General features: G+C 70.0%; 16 protein-coding genes. 8 read left to right on the top strand and 8 right to left on the bottom strand.

What is annotated here, in order from left to right:
• Positions 1–172 precede the first annotated feature (172 nt).
• Positions 173–1,093 carry a LysR family transcriptional regulator ArgP gene (locus OG975_RS03170; RefSeq protein ID WP_406327222.1) on the bottom strand — a complete coding sequence of 307 codons (921 nt, stop codon included), beginning with the start codon at positions 1,091–1,093 and terminating at the stop codon, positions 173–175.
• Between the two features lie 66 nt (positions 1,094–1,159).
• Here OG975_RS03170 and OG975_RS03165 point away from each other — a divergent pair, with 66 nt between their 5' ends.
• The 4 genes from OG975_RS03165 to OG975_RS03150 all read left to right on the top strand — a co-directional run bounded on the left by OG975_RS03165 (position 1,160) and on the right by OG975_RS03150 (position 4,515).
• Positions 1,160–1,771 carry a LysE/ArgO family amino acid transporter gene (locus OG975_RS03165; RefSeq protein WP_406327221.1) on the top strand — a complete coding sequence of 204 codons (612 nt, stop codon included), beginning with the start codon at positions 1,160–1,162 and terminating at the stop codon, positions 1,769–1,771.
• Between the two features lie 91 nt (positions 1,772–1,862).
• A complete protein-coding gene (locus OG975_RS03160; protein WP_406327220.1) occupies positions 1,863–3,197 on the top strand; it encodes an MFS transporter in 1,335 nt (444 codons plus the stop codon).
• 37 nt (positions 3,198–3,234) lie between these two features.
• Positions 3,235–4,053, top strand: a complete 819-nt coding sequence (locus OG975_RS03155; RefSeq protein WP_406327219.1) for a methyltransferase domain-containing protein — start codon at positions 3,235–3,237, stop codon at positions 4,051–4,053.
• A gap of 93 nt (positions 4,054–4,146) precedes the next feature.
• Complete coding sequence (locus tag OG975_RS03150) at positions 4,147–4,515, top strand: DUF6479 family protein (protein ID WP_406327217.1); 369 nt, start codon at positions 4,147–4,149, stop codon at positions 4,513–4,515.
• 68 nt (positions 4,516–4,583) lie between these two features.
• Here OG975_RS03150 and OG975_RS03145 read toward each other — a convergent pair whose 3' ends face one another.
• Together OG975_RS03145 and OG975_RS03140 are read right to left on the bottom strand one after the other, a co-directional pair.
• Positions 4,584–5,549 (bottom strand): ATP-dependent DNA ligase, encoded by a 966-nt coding sequence (locus tag OG975_RS03145; RefSeq protein WP_406327216.1) that lies wholly within the window; start codon positions 5,547–5,549, stop codon positions 4,584–4,586.
• Positions 5,550–5,634: 85 nt separating this feature from the next.
• Complete coding sequence (locus tag OG975_RS03140; protein ID WP_406327214.1) at positions 5,635–6,528, bottom strand: Gfo/Idh/MocA family protein; 894 nt, start codon at positions 6,526–6,528, stop codon at positions 5,635–5,637.
• A gap of 266 nt (positions 6,529–6,794) precedes the next feature.
• Between OG975_RS03140 and OG975_RS03135 the strand changes: the two genes are divergently transcribed.
• The 3 genes from OG975_RS03135 (at position 6,795) to OG975_RS03125 (ending at position 9,920) form a co-directional block, all read left to right on the top strand.
• A complete protein-coding gene (locus tag OG975_RS03135; protein ID WP_406327212.1) occupies positions 6,795–7,583 on the top strand; it encodes a PIG-L deacetylase family protein in 789 nt (262 codons plus the stop codon).
• Between the two features lie 90 nt (positions 7,584–7,673).
• Positions 7,674–8,357: a class I SAM-dependent methyltransferase gene (locus OG975_RS03130; protein ID WP_406327210.1), complete on the top strand. Its 684-nt coding sequence runs from the start codon at positions 7,674–7,676 to the stop codon at positions 8,355–8,357.
• A gap of 135 nt (positions 8,358–8,492) precedes the next feature.
• A complete protein-coding gene (locus OG975_RS03125) occupies positions 8,493–9,920 on the top strand; it encodes a M1 family metallopeptidase (protein ID WP_406327209.1) in 1,428 nt (475 codons plus the stop codon).
• A gap of 13 nt (positions 9,921–9,933) precedes the next feature.
• On the opposite strand, the gene OG975_RS03120 is transcribed toward OG975_RS03125, so the two are convergent.
• A complete protein-coding gene (locus OG975_RS03120; RefSeq protein WP_406327208.1) occupies positions 9,934–10,164 on the bottom strand; it encodes a hypothetical protein in 231 nt (76 codons plus the stop codon).
• Between the two features lie 185 nt (positions 10,165–10,349).
• On the opposite strand from OG975_RS03120, the gene OG975_RS03115 reads away from it, so the two are divergent.
• Complete coding sequence (locus OG975_RS03115) at positions 10,350–11,543, top strand: hypothetical protein (RefSeq protein ID WP_406327207.1); 1,194 nt, start codon at positions 10,350–10,352, stop codon at positions 11,541–11,543.
• 186 nt (positions 11,544–11,729) lie between these two features.
• Here OG975_RS03115 and glgB read toward each other — a convergent pair whose 3' ends face one another.
• The 4 genes from glgB to OG975_RS03095 all read right to left on the bottom strand — a co-directional run bounded on the left by glgB (position 11,730) and on the right by OG975_RS03095 (position 19,201).
• Complete coding sequence (glgB, locus tag OG975_RS03110; RefSeq protein ID WP_406327206.1) at positions 11,730–13,955, bottom strand: 1,4-alpha-glucan branching enzyme; 2,226 nt, start codon at positions 13,953–13,955, stop codon at positions 11,730–11,732.
• Between the two features lie 59 nt (positions 13,956–14,014).
• On the bottom strand, positions 14,015–15,388 hold the full coding sequence (locus OG975_RS03105; RefSeq protein WP_406327205.1) for a maltokinase N-terminal cap-like domain-containing protein: 1,374 nt from the start codon (positions 15,386–15,388) through the stop codon (positions 14,015–14,017).
• Between the two features lie 79 nt (positions 15,389–15,467).
• Positions 15,468–17,189: a maltose alpha-D-glucosyltransferase gene (gene treS, locus OG975_RS03100; RefSeq protein WP_406327203.1), complete on the bottom strand. Its 1,722-nt coding sequence runs from the start codon at positions 17,187–17,189 to the stop codon at positions 15,468–15,470.
• On the bottom strand, positions 17,186–19,201 hold the full coding sequence (locus tag OG975_RS03095; protein WP_406327202.1) for an alpha-1,4-glucan--maltose-1-phosphate maltosyltransferase: 2,016 nt from the start codon (positions 19,199–19,201) through the stop codon (positions 17,186–17,188). Before OG975_RS03095 ends, treS begins: the two co-directional genes overlap by 4 nt.
• Between the last annotated feature and the right edge of the window lie 27 nt (positions 19,202–19,228).

Here is a 19,228-nt window from a genome sequence, read left to right as displayed (position 1 = left end):
CCGCCGCCAGGGGGGTACCACAGCAAGAATGCGCCTCCCAGGCCCCTGACCGCACCTCGAAGCCCTCCGGGGCACGGGGGCGCGCGGCCGTTTTCCACGGCCGTGCTCACTTGTGCCCAGCGCGAAGATACCGGGTTGTACGAGGTTCGGGAGCCGCTCGTAAGCGAGTGATTCAGGAACCCGGTCCGGGAGCGAGCGTCTCGGCGGCAGTGGCCGCCACAGCCGCGGCGACGGCGGCGAGCGCGGGGGAGTCGAGTTTCCACTGCTGCCAGAACAGCGGAACGTCGACCGCCCGGTCCGGCGCGAGGTTGACCAACCGGCCGGCCAGCAGCAGCGGTTCGGCCTGCACTTCGGGCACCATTCCCCAGCCCATGCCGGCCACGACGGCGTCCACGAACCCCTCCGACGTGGGCATGAAGTGCCGCAGCGCGCCGACGCCGCGTCCGCCCCGGAGCGAGCGGACGAAGTCGTCCTGGAGGCCGTCGTTGCGGTCGAACACGACCAGGGGCGCGTCGCCGATCACGTCCCGCAACGGCGTCTTCGACGGGCCGCCGAACCATCGCCCGGCGAAACCGGGGCTCGCGACCGGCAGGTAACGCATGCGGCCGAGCGCGCGGACCGAGCAGCCCGTGACCGCGTCCGGTGACGAGGTCACGGCCGCCATCACCAGTCCCTCGCGGAGCAGCGTGGCCGTATGGTCCTGGTCCTCGCGGAGCAGCTCGAAGCAGAGCCGCAGCTCCTCCGGGACACGGGTGAGCGCGGGGAGGAACCACGTCGCCAGGGAGTCGGAGTTCACGGCGATCGACAGCCGCGTCGGCTCCCCGGATCCGGTCAGGCCGAGCTCGGCCCGCGCGTCGCGCTCCAGCCGGGCCAGCTGGCGCGCGAAGCGCACCACGACTTCGCCCGACTCGGTCGGCCGCACCGGTTTCGTCCGCATCAGCAGGACCCGGCCCGTGCGCTGTTCGAGCGCCTTGACGCGCTGGCTGACCGCCGACGGCGTCACATGGAGGGCGGCGGCCGCCGCGTCGAAGGTGCCCTCGTCGACCACCGCGAGGAGCGTGCGCACCTGGTCGAGGGGGAGTTCCGTCATCACGGTCGCTAATGATACGTAAGAATCTTTAGCTGTACTCCTGACGATCATCCTTCTAGCGTCGATGTCATGACAGCCGCCCTGACCGCCGTGGCCGCCGGATTCGGCACCGGCCTCTCCCTCATCGTCGCCATCGGCGCCCAGAACGCGTTCGTGCTGCGCCAGGGCATCCGCCGGGACGCGATCCTTGCCGTGGTGGGCATCTGCGCCCTGTCCGACGCGGCGCTCATCGCCCTGGGTGTCGGCGGGGTGGGCGCGGTGGTGGTGGCCTGGCCGGCGGCCCTCACCGTGGTCGGGCTGGTGGGCGGCGCTTTCCTCCTGGTCTACGGATTCCTCGCGGCACGGCGGGTCCTGAAGCCCTCGGCCCTCCAGGCGGCGACCGTGCCGACGGGCTCGCGGCGTCGCGCCGTACTCACCTGTCTGGCGCTGACCTGGCTCAACCCGCACGTCTACCTCGACACCGTGTTCCTGCTCGGCTCGATCGCGGCCGACCGCGGCCCGCTGCGCTGGACCTTCGGCCTGGGCGCGGCCCTGGCCAGCCTGTGCTGGTTCGTCGCGCTCGGCTTCGGCGCCCGGCTGCTCAGCCGCTTCCTGGCACGGCCCTCGTCCTGGCGTGTGCTGGACGGCCTGGTCGCCACGACGATGATCGCCATGGGTGCCTCGCTGATCGCCGGTGCCTGAGGCGTCCCAGCCCCCTGCGGCCCTCCGCAAGTCCGGTCCCCCGTGGACGCGTTCCGCTCCCTCTCGGCCATAGTGATCCCTGAACCGAAAGATGTATCGAGCAGCCAGGACGAGCGTGGACACGAGCGAGAGCAGTACGGACAGCGGCCCCGCGGCACAGGACCGGACACCGGCACCGGAGCGGGCGAACCGGAGCGGATGGCGCCGCTGGGCGATGGACACCCGGCCGCTGCGCCGCCCCGCCTACCGCCGGCTGTGGTCCTCGACCGTCGTCACGACGGTGGGCAGCCAGCTCACCGCCGTCGCCGTGCCCAAGCAGATCTACGACATCACCGGCTCCTCGGCCTGGGTCGGCTACGCGAGCCTCGCCGGACTGCTGCCCCTCGTGGTCTTCGCGCTGTGGGGCGGCGCCATCGCCGACAGCATGGACCGGCGCAAGCTGCTCCTCATCACCAACACCGGCATAGCCGTCACCTCGCTGCTCTTCTGGATACAGGCCGTCACCGGGCTCGACTCGGTGCTCGTCCTGATGGCGCTGCTCGCCCTCCAGCAGGCGTTCTTCGGCCTCAACTCCCCGGCCCGCAGCGCCTCCATCGCCCGCCTCGTCCCCGCGGAAGAACTGCCCGCGGCCAACGCGCTCGGCGCGACCGTCATGCAGACCGGCCTGGTGATGGGGCCACTGCTCGCCGGTGTGCTCATCCCCGTCGTCGGCCTGCCCGAGCTCTATCTGATCGACGCGCTCGCCCTCTGCTTCACCGTGTGGGCGGTGGTTCGGCTCCCCGCCCTGCCCCCGCTGACGGAAGGGGCGGCCCGGCGGGCGGGCTGGCGCGAGGTCGCCGCCGGCTTCCGCTACATCTCGGCGCACAAGGTGCTGTTGCTGTCCTTCCTCGCCGACATCATCGCCATGGTCTTCGGCATGCCCCGCGCCCTGTTCCCGCAACTCGCCACGCACACGTACGCGCCCTACGGCGAAGGGCTCGCACTCGGCCTGCTGTTCGCGGCGATCCCCATCGGCGCGATGATCGGCGGACTGATGTCGGGCACCTTCTCCCGCGCCCGCAGACACGGCCTGATGGTCATCGTCGCGGTCGCGGCATGGGGCGCGGCCATCACCGGGTTCGGGCTCAGCACCAGCCTGTGGGTGGCGGTGGCCTTCCTCGCCGCGGCCGGGATCGCCGACATGGTCTCCAGCGTCTTCCGCGTCGCGATCCTGCTGTCGGCCGCCACCGACGAGATGCGCGGCCGGATGCAGGGCGTGTTCACGGTGGTCGTCGTGGGCGGCCCGCGCCTCGCCGACGTCCTGCACGGCACGGTCGGATCGGTCCTCGGGGCACGCGCGGCGGCGGCCGGCGGCGGTCTGCTGGTGATCGCCGCCGTGCTGGGCCTGGCCGCCGTGACACCGGCCTTGAGGCGTTACACGATCTGACGCCGGAAGAGCCCGCGACGGTCATAGAGTGACCGCCATGGGGGACACACGACCTACCTCGGAATTCCACGCCCAGAACATCACCGCCGAGAGCGCCGCACGGCTGGTGGGGGCACTGGACGCGCAGGACGCCAACGACGGCGTACGACGGTTGCGGGCGTGGGCGCACGAGGCTCTGGCCGCACGGCCCGGAGAGCGGGCGCTCGACATCGGCTCCGGCACCGGATCGCAGACCCGGCACCTGGCGACCGCCGTGACTCCCGGGGGCGAGGTACTCGGGATCGAACCGAACCCCGGGCTGCGCGCGGTGGCCGAACAGCGGGCGGCCGAGGCCGGCAGCCCGGCCCGTTTCATGGACGGCGACGCGCTCACCCTGCCGGTGCCCGACTCCTCGGTCGACGTGGTGTGGTGCGAACGGGTCCTCCAGCACCTCCTCGAACCGGAGAAGGCCGTCGTCGAGATCGCGCGCGTGCTGCGCCCCGGCGGGCGGGTCGCCCTGCTCGACACCGACTGGGCGACCACGATCCTGCACCCCGGCGACCCCGAGACCGTCGCGGCCCTCACCTCCGGCGCGCTGTCCGCGGCCGCCGACCCGTACTCCGGACGCAAGCTGGTGGGCCGGCTGACGGCGGCCGGTCTGGTGATCGACGACCGGGGATCGCAGGCCCTGCTCCAGGACCACACCTCGGTCGCCTGGCCGCTGATCCGCATGCTGGGCGAGTCGGCCGTGCGCCGTGCACTGATCACCGAGGGGCAGCGCGACCGCCTGTACGCGGACCTCACGGAGGCCGCCGCGCAGGGTGCGCTGCACATGTCCGTCACGATGTTCGGGGCCGTGGCGCACAGTCCGGAATAAACCGGAATGCAATGAACCGGAATACAATAGGAACGCCGTCGCTGACGGCGGCACCACGCAAGTCTCCCCTGGCATTGGGGGTACGCGAGCACCATGAACACCGCGAGCTATGAACTGATCGCAGCGAACTCGACGGTCAACGCGGTCTACGCCTTTATCGGTGGCCTCGTCATCGCCGGTGCGCTGGTCTGGGCCGTCCGGCTGGGCATCAAGGTACGGCGCCAGGAGTCGGCCCCGCCCACCCCCGACGAGCAGCCCAGGCTGCCGGAGACCGGGGCGGTCCATGAAATCCGCGAGATGCGGGAACCCGACGAGGTACCGCTCGCCGCGGACGAGAGCGAGCGGCTGATGCCGTACAACATCCACGCCGCGGGGAGCAGGCACGCCGACGACCAGCATCGAAAGCGCTGGGTCCCCGGATCCAGCGGATCCTTCGGCAGCGGCGGCCCCGGAAGGACGTAACAGGGCCACGGCGCGACATGACCGCCCCACGGGGCGGTCATGTCGTCTGTGCACTCTGTCTGTGTGCCCTAAGGGAGATCGGCCGCGGAGTCCTCCGGGGCCAGGTCCTGGCGCAGACGCAGCCACGACGGCTGCCGCAGCAGTCCGGCCCGGGTACGGGTGCTGTACCGGACCTCGCCGACCAGCCGCGGCAGGACCCAGTGCGCCGCGGCCACCCGCGGGACGGTCTCGAACGGACAGCGGTCGGTCTCGGCGGCCCGCAGGAGCCGGGCGAGTTCCGATCGCTCGGCCTCGCTCCAGCCAGTGCCCACGCTCCCGACATAGCGCAGCCGCCCCGCCTCGCGCTGTCCCACGAGAACGGCGCCGGGCAGCCCCGACAGGCGTCCCCTGCCGGGGACCCAGCCGCCGACGATGACGTCCACGGTCCGTACGTTGCGGATCTTGACCCAGGCGCGCGAGCGCACCCCGGGCTCGTACACGGAGTCCAACCGCTTGCAGACCAGCCCCTCCAGGCCGCTCTCCCGAGTCGCCCGCAGGGCCAGCTCCCCATGGCCGACGAGCGCGGCCGGTGTCGACCAGAACGGCCCGTCGAGCGCGAGCCCCTCCAACTCGTGCCGGCGGCGCGCGTAGCGCAGGCCCGTCAGATCGCCCCGCAGGTACATCACATCGAACAGGACGAGATGCGCGGGAGCCTCCGCCGCACGACGCGCAGCCTTGCCCGGCGACCGGGCCAGCCCCATACGGGACTGCAGGAGCTGGAAGTCACCCCGCCCCTGCTCGTCCAGGACCAGCACCTCGCCGTCCAGGATCGCGGGCGCCGAGCCGAGAACGCCGCCCAGCGAACGGAGTTCGGGATACGCGGCGGTGATGTCGTCGCCCGACCGGGCCCGCAGCAGCACGCTTCCGTCCCCGGGCAGATAGACCACGGCACGCTGCCCGTCCTGCTTCGTCTCGTACGCCCAGCGCATGTCCTGCCCGGCGGGCGGCAGCGTGCCGGGTGTGGCGAGCATGGGAGCGATCAGCGGCAGACTCACAGCTGTGTTGTCGACACACCTCCTGGCGCCCACTCCCGGTTGCCGGCCGTTTCGCCTGAACGGCGTCGCCTTCCGGGGCGATGCTCTAGCTCTCCAACGCCTGGGCCATCAGGGTCTGCAGATACAGCCCACGGCGCGCATCGAGCTCGCCGGACTGCCCCGTCCGTACGGCGGTGGCGAACTCCCGGCGCAGCACGGGCCAGGACTCCTCGTGGTCGAGGGCGGTGCTGTCGAACACGAGCTCGGGGTGCCGGCCGAACAACTCGATCCGCGTGATGCCGCCCTCGACGTCGACCGACCCCGACAGGGACGCCTGGCTGATGGCCCCGCTCGCATGCTCACAGGTGAGCTCGATCCAGCGGCGGAGGTCTCCGGCACCGCGCACACGGACGATGGGACCCAGGGCCGCGTCCAGCAGATCGAGAAGGTGCGGCCCGAGGTCCAGCAGAGCGCCGTGTTCGAGGCGCCACGGGGTCGCGAAGTCACCGCCCAGGAATGCGCTGGTCAGGCAGCAGGACCGTGCGCCTACGACGTCGAGGCCCTGGGCTGCCTTCAGGAACTGCCGGGTGGCCGGGTGGTAACGGTTCGTCAGGACGAGCTGGGAGACGACACCGGTGCTGTCGACGGCGTCCACGAGGCGTTGCGCCGACGGCAGGTCCAGCGCGATCGGCTTCTCCATGAGCAGGGCCTTGCCCGCCTTCGCGGCGACCGACGCGAGCTCCGCCTGCACGGCGGGCGGAACCGCGAAGGCGACCGCCTCGCAGCCGTCGAGCAGTTCCTCGAATGTCGCGGCGACATCGGCGCCGTAAGGAGCGGCCGTCTCTCGCGCCGCCTCGGGGCGGCGTGCCCACACGGACGTCAGCTGCGTCTCGGGCCCGGCGGCGAGCACGCGCGCGTGCACGGCGCGCGCCCATGGCCCCGCGCCGACAAGCCCGACCTTGACCGGTGCGTGGGGCCAGGCGTGCGAGGTTCCGGTCACGAGAAGTCTCCTGTGCGGTGTGCGGGGCGATGATGCGCCGTCGACCGGCAGCGGCGGCAGCCGAGCGCCGGATCTCCGGGCGGGTGGACAAACTTCACCACGATGTCCGCCATCCCGGCCAGGGGGTGCGGTCTTCGAGCTTCGACGTTCGAGACGAAGAGCATCTGAAACACCGGGCTCACGGGGCAGCGGCAGGGGGACCGGCGCACGGCGAGGCAGGCACGCGCCTCTGTCTCTCATGGCGTACCCGCGCCATCATTCGGGGCATGAATCCCACACAGGACGAAGCAGACTTCGCGGACGGTTCCGGCCTGCCCGTGCTGCCGGAGGACTGGCAGCGATGTCTCGCGGTGGCGGCGCACCCGGACGACATCGAGTACGGGACCGCGTGCGCCGTCGCCCGATGGACGGCGCAGGGCAAGCAGGTCAGCTACCTGCTGGCGACCCGGGGAGAGGCCGGCATCGACGGCATGCACCCGGACCGGGCGGCGCCGCTGCGCGAGGCCGAGGAACGGGCCGGTGCCCGGCAAGTCGGCGTCGACACCGTCGAGTTCCTCGACCACCGCGACGGCGTCGTCGAATACGGGCCGGCGCTGCGCCGTGACATCGTGCGCGCGTTGCGCCGCCACCGGCCCGAGGTCGTGGTGTCGGGCGCGTTCACCGTGCGTATGGTCGGCGGCATCACGAACCAGGCGGACCACCGGGTGGTGGGCCTGGCCACCCTGGACGCGGCACGCGACGCGGGAAACCGCTGGATCTTCCCGGAACTGGCCGACGAGGGGCTGGAACCCTGGAACGGAATACGGATGGTGTGTCTCGCCGGCGCCCAACAGCCCACCCACGGCGTCGACGTCACGGGCGAACCCCTGGAACGCGGAATCGCCTCGCTCGAAGCGCACGCCGAATACACCAAGGGGCTGGGAGCGGGGGCCTTCGCGGCGCGTCCGTTCGTGACCTGGGCGGCCGGGATGGGCGGCCCCGCTCTCGGCGTCGGGTCCGCGATCCTCTTCGACGTTCACCAGCTCATCCCGGAGGGGCCGCCGCCCTGGGTGTGAGGACCCTTCCTCTTCCGTGAACATCCCGGCGGCCAACGGGCCGAGCCCACGGCGGGTGGCGCGTCGGGCCGAGACCAGAGGAGTTGCGAGTTGCCCGTCACCACCGATCAGACCTGGTACGACGCCCAACTCAACGCGGCCACCTGGAACCTCGTCGCGCGGCCTCACCGTGACCTCCCGAAGGCGATGGAGTGGATGTTCCGCACTGCTCCGGGCCCCGGCCCCGAACTGCTCGGCCCGCTCACGGGTGCGTGCGTCGCCGAACTCGGCTGCGGACACGGGGCCCAGCTGGCAGGTCTCGCCGAGCACGGCATCGCCCGAGGCATCGGCATAGACGTCTCCCCGGTCCGCATTCACCACGCCGCCACCAGCTTCCGTGACATCGACGCGCTGGAGTGGTGGCTCGGCGACGCCGTGGCGATCGCGCTCCATCTGCCGCCGCTCGACGCCGTGTTCTCCAACTACGGTGCCGCCTGGTTCTCCGATCCGCACCGGCTGCTGCCCCGTGTCGCCCAACGGCTCAAGCCCGGCGGACGGTTGGTGCTGTCCTGCCTGTCCCGTTCGGCCGGGACGCCCGAGGGACGCCGCCGACTGCTCGTACGCACCGGCCCGGCCCGGTCCCTGTGGACCGTCCGCTGGATGTACAGCGTCACCGGCTGGCTGCGCATCCTCGCCGAGTCGGGCTTCACCACCGACTATGTCTTCCGGCCCACCGACCGTGTCAACGCCTTCTGGGGGACGGTCGTGATCCAGGCCCGGCGTAACTTGACCTGAATGAGGGGGTTGTGGGGCGAGGAGGCTCATAGGCTGTGCGCGAGTGATCACCGCTGACCCGTGTGTGGTCACTCGCGACCCCCGAGTGATCGCCATCTACCCCTTGTGTGATCTCCATCGACCGGAGGAGCGAACGTGACGCGACGCCCGCAGAAGTCCACGACCAGACGCACAACTGTCCTTCGCCGAGAAGCCGTTGTCGCGGCGGTCCCCGTGGCCGTCGCGGCTCTTCTCGTGGGGGCCGGGCCGGCCGCGGCCGGGACCGTGGGCTCCGCCGGCGCGGGAGACCCGTACTTCCCGCTCTCGGGCAACGGCGGCTACGACGTCCACCACTACGGCCTCACCATCGGCTACGACCCGCAGAGCCGTCACCTCGACGGCAAGGCCGTCATCACCGCCCGGGCCACCCAGCGGCTGACCCGCTTCGACCTCGATCTCAAGGGCCTGAAGGTCACGGGCATCACAGTCGACCATGCCAAGGCGTCCTTCCGCCGTGATGGACAAGAACTCGTGGTCACCCCGCGGGACGCGCTGTGCAAGGGCCAGGAGTTCCGCGTCGCCGTCACCTACTCCGGCACCCCGAAGCCGGTCACGGACCCCGACGGCTCCCTCGACGGCTGGATTCCCACGGACGACGGCGCGTTCGTCGCGAGTGAGCCCCAGGGCGCCATGACGTGGTTCCCCGCCAACAGCCACCCCACGGACAAGGCGTCGTACGACTTCAAGCTCACCGTGCCGAAGGGGCGTACCGCCGTGGCCAACGGTGTTCTCCTCGGGCAGAAGACCTCACACGGCCGGACCACCTTCCGCTGGCGGCAGTCCGAGCCGATGGCGGCGTACCTGGCCACCGCGACCGTCGGGAAGTTCGACGTCGAGCAGTACACCACCGCGGACGGCCTCAAGGTCTACAACGCCGTCGACCCGCGCGAGGCGGCCGCCGCCGCGCCGGTCCTGAAGAAGCTGCCGTCGGTCCTCGCCTGGGAGAGCGAGATCTTCGGCCCCTACCCGTTCCGGGCCGCCGGGTCGATCGTCGACCGCGCACCCCAGGTCGGGTACGCGCTGGAGACCCAGACACGGCCCGTCTACGACTCGGCACCGGACCTGAGCACCCTCGTCCACGAAAGCGCCCACCAGTGGTTCGGCGACTCCGTCACCCTCACCCGCTGGAAGGACATCTGGCTCAACGAAGGCTTCGCGACGTACGCCGAGTGGCTCTACACCGAGCAACACGGCGGCAAGAGCGCGCAGAAGACCTTCGACTCGCTGTACGCCAGTCCCGCGAGCAGCGACCTGTGGGCGTTCCCGCCCGGCGACCCCGGGAGCGGGGCGCACATCTTCGACACTCCCGTGTACGCCCGCGGCGCCATGACCCTCCACAAGCTGCGCACGGCCGTCGGTGATCCGGTGTTCTTCCACATCCTGCGGTCCTGGGCCACCACCCACCGCGACGGCCACGGCACCACGGCCCAGTTCATCCGCCTCGCGGAGCACGCATCAGGCAAGGACCTGACACCCCTGTTCCACACCTGGCTGGACACCCCGGGCAAGCCGTCGGCACCCTGACAGGCTTCAGCTGTTATCGGGCCGGGTTGATGAGCGAGCGCAGTACGGGGACGGCGGATCCGGACGCCGTCAGCCCGGCCAGCACTGCTCCTGCGACGGGGGCGCCGGCAAGCGCGGTCAGAGTGCCCGTGACGAGTCCTATGACCAGGCTCGTGAGCAGGACGACGGTGGTGTGCAGGGACAGGAACGGCGGTTCCGAGGGGTCGCCTGAGGGACCGGGGTTCACCGGCGGGTTCGGATTCATATCGCCACCGTGCCCCCGGTCAGGGGTGTGACCTGCACGAACCGAACAACTCTGATGCACTCCGATCAGACAGCGTCCGTCACCGAACACCACTGGTCGTGTTCCCAGTTGTTCCAGCACGTTCGGCGCTGTTCCGCGGTGAAAACCCGAGCCTGGTATCCGTACCGCGAACGGGGGTGAGCGGCGTGGCACAGAACACTGCGGACGACACTGCCGCCGAATATGAGGAAGCACTCCAGGGGCTCGGGCTCGGGCTCGCGCTCACCGAGTTGAGGAGGCAGCGCGGCGCCCCCTCCTTCGACCGCATCCGGGTGCGTGGGGTGAAGCTCTTCGGAGAGAAAGGCGCGTGCGCCAAAGCGACCCAGAGCAAGGTCTTTGCCGGACGGCAGTTCATCAGCCTCGACAAACTGATCTGGCTGGTGCTCACACTGTTGTCCTGGGACGAGAACGGCATGGAGTATCAGCCGTTCGAGCGCCGTCATGTCCCCCCAACAGTTCTGGAGTCTTGGCGGCAGCAGTGGTTCGCACTCGACGCCCTGCGTACCGCCCGTCGAGGCCGCGTGACCGAGGCGGAAGACACCACACCAGCACACATCCCCGATCCGGACACGACCGTGTCGCCGCTCGACTCTCAACCGACCCTGCGTGATGTGCCTCCCCTTCCGCGCAAGGGCCGTCGCCCGCTGATCAGCCGCGCCCAGGAGGGCCGGGTCCGCGAGCACTCGCGCCTCGACTACGAGTGGTTCAGCGCTCAGGTCTACGGTTCCACTTCGAACGTCAAGATCCTCGACATCTGCTCCGACCTCTTCGGCCCGCAATTCTCCGAGCGCTTCTTCCGCGGCGTCAGGTCGGCCACAGAGAACGGCGCCCGCGTCCAGATCCTGCTCCTCGGCCCCGACTCCTTTGCCATCTCCCTCCTCAACCATGAAGAGGGCGAGAGCAGCGCCGACATCCGACGCGACATCATGCGCAACCTCCGCACGCTCTACTCGCTCGCGCGCAGACTCGGTGAGGATTCCCGCCCGCTCTTCGAAGTGCGGCTGTGCTCGACGCCCCTGGGAATGACGCTCTATCGCTGGGGCGATCGCTCCCTCGTCTCCTTCCCCGCCCTCGGCCGGCCCTCCGGCAACGGAGTACAACTCGAAGTGGTCGCCAAATCCGCCTTCGGCGCTTTCGTCGAGCAGGGCTTCGACGAACTGTGGTTGAGGAGTACGCCCCTCGAACGGTTCACTCACGCTTCGGTGACGCTGGTCGATGCGGCGGGCGGGCGCCGGGAGTTCAGCTGCCGGTTCGTCGCCGTCGAGTATTGCGTCTACGTCACCGGACCCGACCTCCTCTCGTACATGGCCGGCCATCGCTTCGACCAACTCTCCGTCTAAGCGCGGTCTTCGGTGGATCGGCGAGTGCGCACGAGCTGATCGTGGTCGACGACGAGAGCGATCTGCACGCGTCGCTCATCCAGCACTTCGCCGAGAAGTACGACGCCTCGGCGGCGGCCTTCGTCTGGCTGCGACCGCGGGCCGCCGGCGGCGTGCAGTAACTCGTTCTGCCTTCCGCGACATGCGTCAGGCGGGCCGCAGCCAGAGGGTGGCGAGGGGTGGGAGGGTCAGTTGGATGCTGGTGGGGCGGGCGTGGGTGGGGTGGGGTTCGGGTTTGACGGGGTCCTGGTTCAGGACGTTGCTGCCGCCGTAGCGGGCGGCGTCGGTGTTGAGGATTTCGTGCCAGGCGGGGATGTCCTCCGGGACGCCTAGGCGGTAGCCGTGGCGGACCGCGGGGGAGAAGTTGGACACCGCCAGGAGCGGGGTGCCGTCGGCGTCGTGGCGGAGGAAGGCGAAGACGTTGTCCTGGGCGGCGTCGCCGGCGATCCAGGTGAAGCCGGTGGGGTCGGTGTCGCGTTGCCAGAGGGCGGGTTCGCGGGCGTAGAGGGTGTTGAGGTCGCGGACGAGGTCGCGTATGCCTCGGTGGTCCGGTTCTGCTGCGTAGGCGGGGTCGAGGAGCCACCAGTCGGGGCCGTGTGCTTCGGACCATTCGGCGCCCTGGGCGAATTCCTGTCCCATGAAGAGGAGTTGTTTGCCGGGGTGGGCCCACATGAAGCCGAGGTAGGCGCGGGTGTTGGCGCGTTGTTGCCACCAGTCGCCGGGCATCTTGGACACGAGTGAGCGTTTGCCGTGGACGGCCTCGTCGTGGGAGATGGGCAGGACGTAGTTCTCGCTGTAGGCGTACACCATCGAGAACGTCATCTCGTTGTGGTGGTACTGGCGATGGATCGGCTCGCGCTGCACGTATTCGAGCGAGTCGTGCATCCACCCCATGTTCCACTTCAGGCCGAAGCCCAGACCCCCTTCAGAAGTCGCCCGGGTGACGCCGTCCCAGGCCGTGGATTCCTCCGCGATCGTGACGACGCCCGGGTTGCGGCGGTACACGGTGGCGTTCATCTCCTGGAGGAAGGCGACCGCGTCGAGGTTCTCGCGGCCGCCGTGTTCGTTGGGGACCCAGTGGCCCGGCTCGCGGGAGTAGTCGAGGTAGAGCATGGAGGCGACGGCGTCGACGCGCAGGCCGTCGATGTGGAACTCCTCGCACCAGTACACGGCGTTGGCGACGAGGAAGTTGCGGACCTCGCGGCGTCCGTAGTCGAACTCCAGGGTGCCCCAGTCGGGGTGCGCGGCCCGCAGCGGGTCCTCGTGCTCGTAGAGCGGTCGGCCGTCGAACTCGGCCAGCGCCCAGTCGTCGCGCGGGAAGTGGGCCGGAACCCAGTCCATCAGGACGCCGATGCCCGCCCGATGCAGCGCGTCCACCAGGTACTTGAAGTCGTCCGGAGTGCCAAGGCGTGCCGTCGGGGCGTAGAACCCGGTGATCTGGTAGCCCCAGGATCCGCCGAAGGGATGCTCGGCCACCGGCATGAACTGCACATGGGTGAAGCCCAAGTCACCGATGTACGCAGGTAGTTGTTCCGCCAGTTGGCGATACGTCAGCCCGGGGCGCCAGGACGCCAGATGCACCTCGTAGACCGAGAACGGGGCCTCGTGCACCGGTTGCTTCGCCGCCCGGCCCGCCATCCACTCGGCGTCCGCCCACACGTGGGACGACTCCGTCACGATCGAGGCCGTCGCCGGAGGCACCTCGGTGCGCCGGGCCATCGGGTCGGCGCGCAGCGTGTGCGTGCCGTCCGGGCGGATGATGTCGAACTTGTAGAGCGTGCCCTCGCCGAAGCCGGGAAGGAAGAGCTCCCAGACCCCGGAGGAGCCGAGCGAGCGCATCGGGAATCCCGTGTTGCCGTCCCAGTGGCAGAAGTCCCCGCAGACCCTGACCCCCTGCGCGTTCGGGGCCCACACCGTGAAGCGGGTGCCGAGGACGCCCTCGTGGGTCATCGGGTGGGCGCCCAGCGCGGTCCACAGCTCCTCGTGCCGGCCCTCGCCGATCAGGTGGAGATCGAGTTCGCCGAGCGCGGGCAGAAAGCGGTACGGGTCGTGCACCTCGGACTCGGTGCCGTCGTACGTCACCAGCAGCGTGTACTCGGGGATGGTGTCGAGCGGCAGCGGCAGCGGCAGTACGCGGGAGAAGAGCCCGTCGCCCATGTCGTCCAGCCGCGTACGCGTTCCATCGATCACCACGGCCACCGCCTGGGCGTACGGCCGCAGCGCCCGGAAGACGACGCCGCCCGGCACCGGGTGTGCGCCGAGCAGCCCGTGCGGATCGTGATGGGCGCCCGACAGCAGCCGCCCCCGGTCTGTCGCGTCCAACGAAGCGGCAGCGGCCGGTTGGACATTCACCGATGCGGTGCGAACTGTCACGACGTCAGCCTCCTCAAGAGGGGGATAGGAGCGGGCGGGGCAGCACTGCCGGAGGGCCTTCAACAGCGTTCGGCGAGACGCCTGACCGCCGCCATCGGCACGGGCAGCCAGTCAGGACGGTGTCTCGCCTCGTACAGCACCTCGTACACGGCCCTGTCCGTCTCGTACGCGCGCAGCAGCTCGGGCTCCTCGCGCGGGTCCCACGCCGCCTCGGCGGCGTAGCCCGCGCAGTAGGCCTCGCGGCAGCTCTGCGCCCACTCGGGACGCCATGGGTGGCGGGAACGGGCCGCGTAGTCGAAGGAGCGCAGCATGCCCGCGACGTCGCGTACGGGGGACTGGACCCGTCGGCGTTCGGTGAGCGGGCGGGCCGGCTCGCCCTCGAAGTCGATGACGGACCACTGCTGTCCGGCCCGCAGGACTTGGCCGAGGTGGAGGTCGCCGTGTATTCGTTGTGCGGGACGGACCGCCCCGTCGAGGGCCGCGAGCGCGTCGAAGGCGGACCGCAAGCCCGGTGCATGCGGCCGGAGTTCGGGAACGGATCGGACCGCGGCGTCGAGACGCTCACTCATCGCAGCCGCGAGACGATTGTTCTGGCGGGGGCTCGGCACATCGACGGGGAAGGCCGAGGCCAGTGCCAGATGTACCTCAGCCGTCGCCCGCCCCAGTTCGTAGGCCTCCTCGGTGAACTCCCGCCCCAGGGCGAGGGATTCGAGCGCGAGAGTCCAGCCGTCGGCCGCCTCGCGCAGGTACGGCTGAAGAACGCCGAGTGTCGCTTCCTGCGGTCGCGAGGTCCGGAACCACGCGGCGGGGGCGGGCACGCGGCTACAGCCCTGCCGGGCCAGCGCCCACGGCACCTCCAGGTCGGGGTTGATGCCGGGCTGGACGCGGCGGAAGATCTTCAGGATGAACGAATCCCCGTACACCAGGGAGGTGTTGGACTGTTCGGCGTCCAGGAGACGCGGAGCGAGACCGGCGGGCACCGTCACGCGTGTGTCGCGCTCGAAGCGCAGTGGGCCCACCGTGCCCGGCCGGCGCAGGCGCTCCAGGAGCAGGCCCGCCGCTCTGGGGTCGTGGAGGGCGTCGTACACGATCAGGTCGGCCAGCGGGCCCGCGCTCGCCCGTCCGATGACGGCGTGGGCGAGACGCGGCGGCAGGACGTCCCGTACTCCGACGAGCAGTTGGTAGCAGTCGTCGGGCGGGGGAGTGCCGGGGCCGCCGTGGGCGGGCGGGCCGAGGTGTTCGGTGCGGACCAGCAGATGGAGGCATCCCGGGTACAGCTCGGTCGTTGATATCAGGCTCAGATCGGTGACGGGCCTGCCCTTGCCCGCGAACCAGCGCTGCCGAGGCAGCCAAGCACGCAGCAGCTCGGCGAGCGAGGTCAGCAGCGGAGCGGTGCCGAGGTCGCTGGGACGGTGCAGCGCGGTCTTCGCCATGGCGACACGTCCTTTCTGAGGCATGCGGGCTGGGGGATCCTGAGGCAGGTGGGCTGGGGGAGCGGGCGGCGGCACACGGTCAAGAACGCCTGGTGGCGCCGGGTGCGACAGCGCGCCGCAGCCGGAACCAGTAGAAGCCGTGACCTGCCAGGGTCAGCAGATACGGAAGCTCACCGATGGCCGGGAATCGCACCCCGCCGATCAGCTCCACAGGGTGGCGTCCGTCGAATACGCGGAGGTCCAGTTCGGTGGGCTGGGCGAAGCGGGAGAAGTTGTGGACGCACAGGACGAGGTCGTCCTTGTATTCGCGCAGAAAGGCGATGACAGCCGGGTTGGAGGACTGGAGTTCCGTGTAGGAGCCGAGGCCGAATGCCTTGTTCTGTTTGCGGATCTCGATCATGCGGCGGGTCCAGTGCAGGAGCGACGACGGTGACGACATCGACGCCTCGACGTTGGTGACCTGGTAGCCGTAGACCGGGTCCATGATCGTGGGGAGGAAGAGGCGGCCGGGGTCGCAGGAGGAGAACCCGGCGTTGCGGTCGGGGGTCCACTGCATGGGGGTGCGGACGGCGTCGCGGTCGCCGAGCCAGATGTTGTCGCCCATGCCGATCTCGTCGCCGTAGTAGAGGATCGGCGAGCCGGGCAGGGACAGCAGCAGGGCGGTGAAGAGTTCGATCTGGTTGCGGTCGTTGTCCAGCAGCGGGGCCAGGCGGCGGCGGATGCCGATGTTGGCGCGCATCCGCGGGTCCTTGGCGTACTCCGCGTACATGTAGTCGCGTTCCTCGTCGGTGACCATTTCCAGGGTCAGCTCGTCGTGGTTGCGCAGGAACACGCCCCACTGGCAGCCGGACGGGATCGCCGGGGTCTTGGCGAGGATTTCCGATACCGGGTAGCGCGACTCACGCCTGACGGCCATGAAGATGCGCGGCATGACCGGGAAGTGGAACGCCATGTGGCACTCGTCGCCGCCCGAGGGGAAGTCGCCGAAGTAGTCGACCACGTCCTCCGGCCACTGGTTCGCCTCCGCCAGCAGCACCGTGTCCGGATAGAGGGCGTCGATCTCGGTACGGACCCGCTTCAGGAACTCATGGGTGGCGGGGAGGTTCTCGCAGTTCGTCCCCTCCACCTGGTAGAGGTACGGCACCGCGTCGAGACGGAAGCCGTCGATGCCCAGATCGAGCCAGAAGCGCAGTGCCGCCAGGATCTCTTCCTGGACTCGCGGGTTCTCGTAGTTGAGGTCGGGCTGGTGGGAGAAGAAGCGGTGCCAGAAGTACTGCTTGCGGACCGGGTCGAAGGTCCAGTTGGAGGCCTCGGTGTCGACGAAGATGATGCGGGCGTCCTGGTACTGCTTGTCGTCGTCGGCCCAGACGTAGTAGTCGCCGTACGGGCCGTCGGGATTGGACCGGGACTCCTGGAACCACGGGTGCTGGTCGCTGGTGTGGTTCATCACGAAGTCGATGATCACCCGCATGCCGCGCTGGTGGGCGGCGTCCACGAACTCGACGAAGTCCGCCAGGTCACCGAACTCGGGCAGCACCGCGGTGTAGTCGGAGACGTCGTACCCGCCGTCCCGCAGGGGCGACTTGAAGAACGGGGGCAGCCACAGGCAGTCGACGCCCAGCCACTGCAGATAGTCCAGTCGCGCGGTGAGGCCCTTGAGGTCGCCGACACCGTCGCCGTCGCTGTCCTGGAAGGAGCGGACCAGGACCTCGTAGAAGACGGCGCGTTTGAACCAGTCGGGATCGCGGTCCTTGACCGGTGTGTCCTCGAACGTGTCCGGGACGGGCTCGTTGACCATCATGCGGGTGACGCTCCGATCCGCGACGAGGGGCCGACGGTGAGCACATGCGCACCGCCCGGTCCCAGACGCACATAGTTGGCCCTGCCCCAGTGATAGGTCTCGCCGGTGAGCTCGTCGCGCACCGGCACCGACTCGTCCCAGTCCAGGCCGATGTGCCGCATGTCCAACGAGACCGTGCCGTCCTGGGTGTGGTGAGGATCGAGGTTCGCCACCACCACAACCGTGTCGTCGCCCGTGCGCTTGCTGTACGCGATGAGGGCGTCGTTGTCCGCCGAGTGGAAGTGGAGGTTCCTGAGCTCGTGCAGGGCCTTGTGGCGCCGCCTGATCCGGTTCAGCCGGGTGATCAGCGGCGCGATCGACCTGCCCTCGCGTTCGGCCGACGTCCAGTCGCGCGGCCGCAGTTGGTACTTCTCGGAGTCGAGGTACTCCTCGCTGTCCTGCTTGACGGGGGCGTTCTCGCACAGCTCGTATCCGGAGTACATCCCCCACGCCGGTGAGAGCGTCGCGGCGAGCACGGCCCGTACCTCGAAGGCCGGCCGACCCCCTCGCTGGAGGTAGCCGGGCAGAATGTCGGGGGTGTTGACGAAGAAGTTGGGGCGCATGAACGCGGCCGTCTCACCGGAGAGTTCGGTGAGATAGCCGGTCAGCTCCTCCTTGGTGTCGCGCCAGGTGAAGTACGTGTACGACTGCTGGAAACCGACCGTCGCGAGCCGGTGCATGATCGCCGGGCGGGTGAACGCCTCCGCCAGGAAGATCACGTCCGGGTCGATGCGGTTGATCTCGGCGATGACCCGCTCCCAGAACACCACCGGCTTCGTGTGCGGATTGTCGACGCGGAAGATGCGTACGCCGTGCTCCATCCAGAAGCGCAGCAGCCGTACGCTCTCGGCGATCAGCCCCGGCATGTCCTCGTCGAAGGCGATCGGATAGATGTCCTGGTACTTCTTCGGCGGGTTCTCGGCGTACGCGATCGTGCCGTCTAGCCGGTGGTGGAACCACTCGGGGTGCTTCTCCACCCACGGGTGGTCGGGGGAGCACTGGAGGGCGAAGTCGAGGGCGACTTCGAGGTTCAGGTCCGCTGCCCGGCGTACGAACGCGTCGAAGTCGTCGATCGTGCCCAGGTCCGGGTGGACAGCGTCGTGCCCGCCCTCCGGGGAGCCGATCGCCCAGGGCACACCGACATCCGAACGGCTCGCCGACAGGCTGTTGTTGGGGCCCTTGCGGAACGTCGTGCCGATGGGGTGGACCGGGGGCAGATAGACGACGTCGAAGCCCATCTCCGCGATGGCGGGAAGGCGTTCGGCGGCCGTACGGAACGTGCCGTGCACCGGCGGGACCGGCCGTCCGCTCTCCGACAGCCCGCTCCCGGGCTGCCCGTTCTCCGACCGGGGGAAGAACTCGTACCACGCGCCGTACAGTGCCCGTTTCCGTTCCACGAGCAGGGGCAACGGCAGTGAGCGGGTGAGCCGTTCACGCAGCGGGTGCTCGGCGAGGGCGGAGTCTGCTTCCTGGGTGAGGGCGGCCGCGAGTCGGGCCTCCGGTGGCCGGGACTCGTCGCGCAGGGCGTTCGCGGCGGCCAGCACCGCGTCCCGGCCCGCCGACTCCGGTACGCCCGCGGCGGCGCGCTCGTACAGAGCGGCGCCCTCCTCCAGGATCAGCCCGAGGTCGATCCCGGCCGGGACCTTGATCTCGGCGGCGCGGCGCCAGGCGGCGACGGGGTCGCTCCAGGCCTCCACCAGAAAGGTCCAGTGGCCGATTTCGTCCGGTGTGACGTGGGCGCCCCACCGGTCGCTGCCGGGGGTGAGTTCGCGCATCGGCGTCCACGGGCCGAGGCGGCCGCTCGGGTCGCGCAGCACGACATTGGCGGCGACCGCGTCCTGGCCCTCGCCGAAGACAGTGGCGGTGACCTCGAAGGTCTCGCCGGCGACCGCCTTCGCGGGGCGGCTGCCGTACTCGACGACCGGACGGACATCCACGATCGGGATGCGGCCGGTGTCCGGGGTTGTGTCCATGGGTTTCGCCTCCGCCGTCGTTGAGCC

It is taken from the genome of Streptomyces sp. NBC_00203 (assembly GCF_045206325.1).
Taxonomy (GTDB): domain Bacteria; phylum Actinomycetota; class Actinomycetes; order Streptomycetales; family Streptomycetaceae; genus Streptomyces; species Streptomyces lutosisoli.
This window is presented reverse-complemented; position numbering and strand designations above follow the sequence as displayed.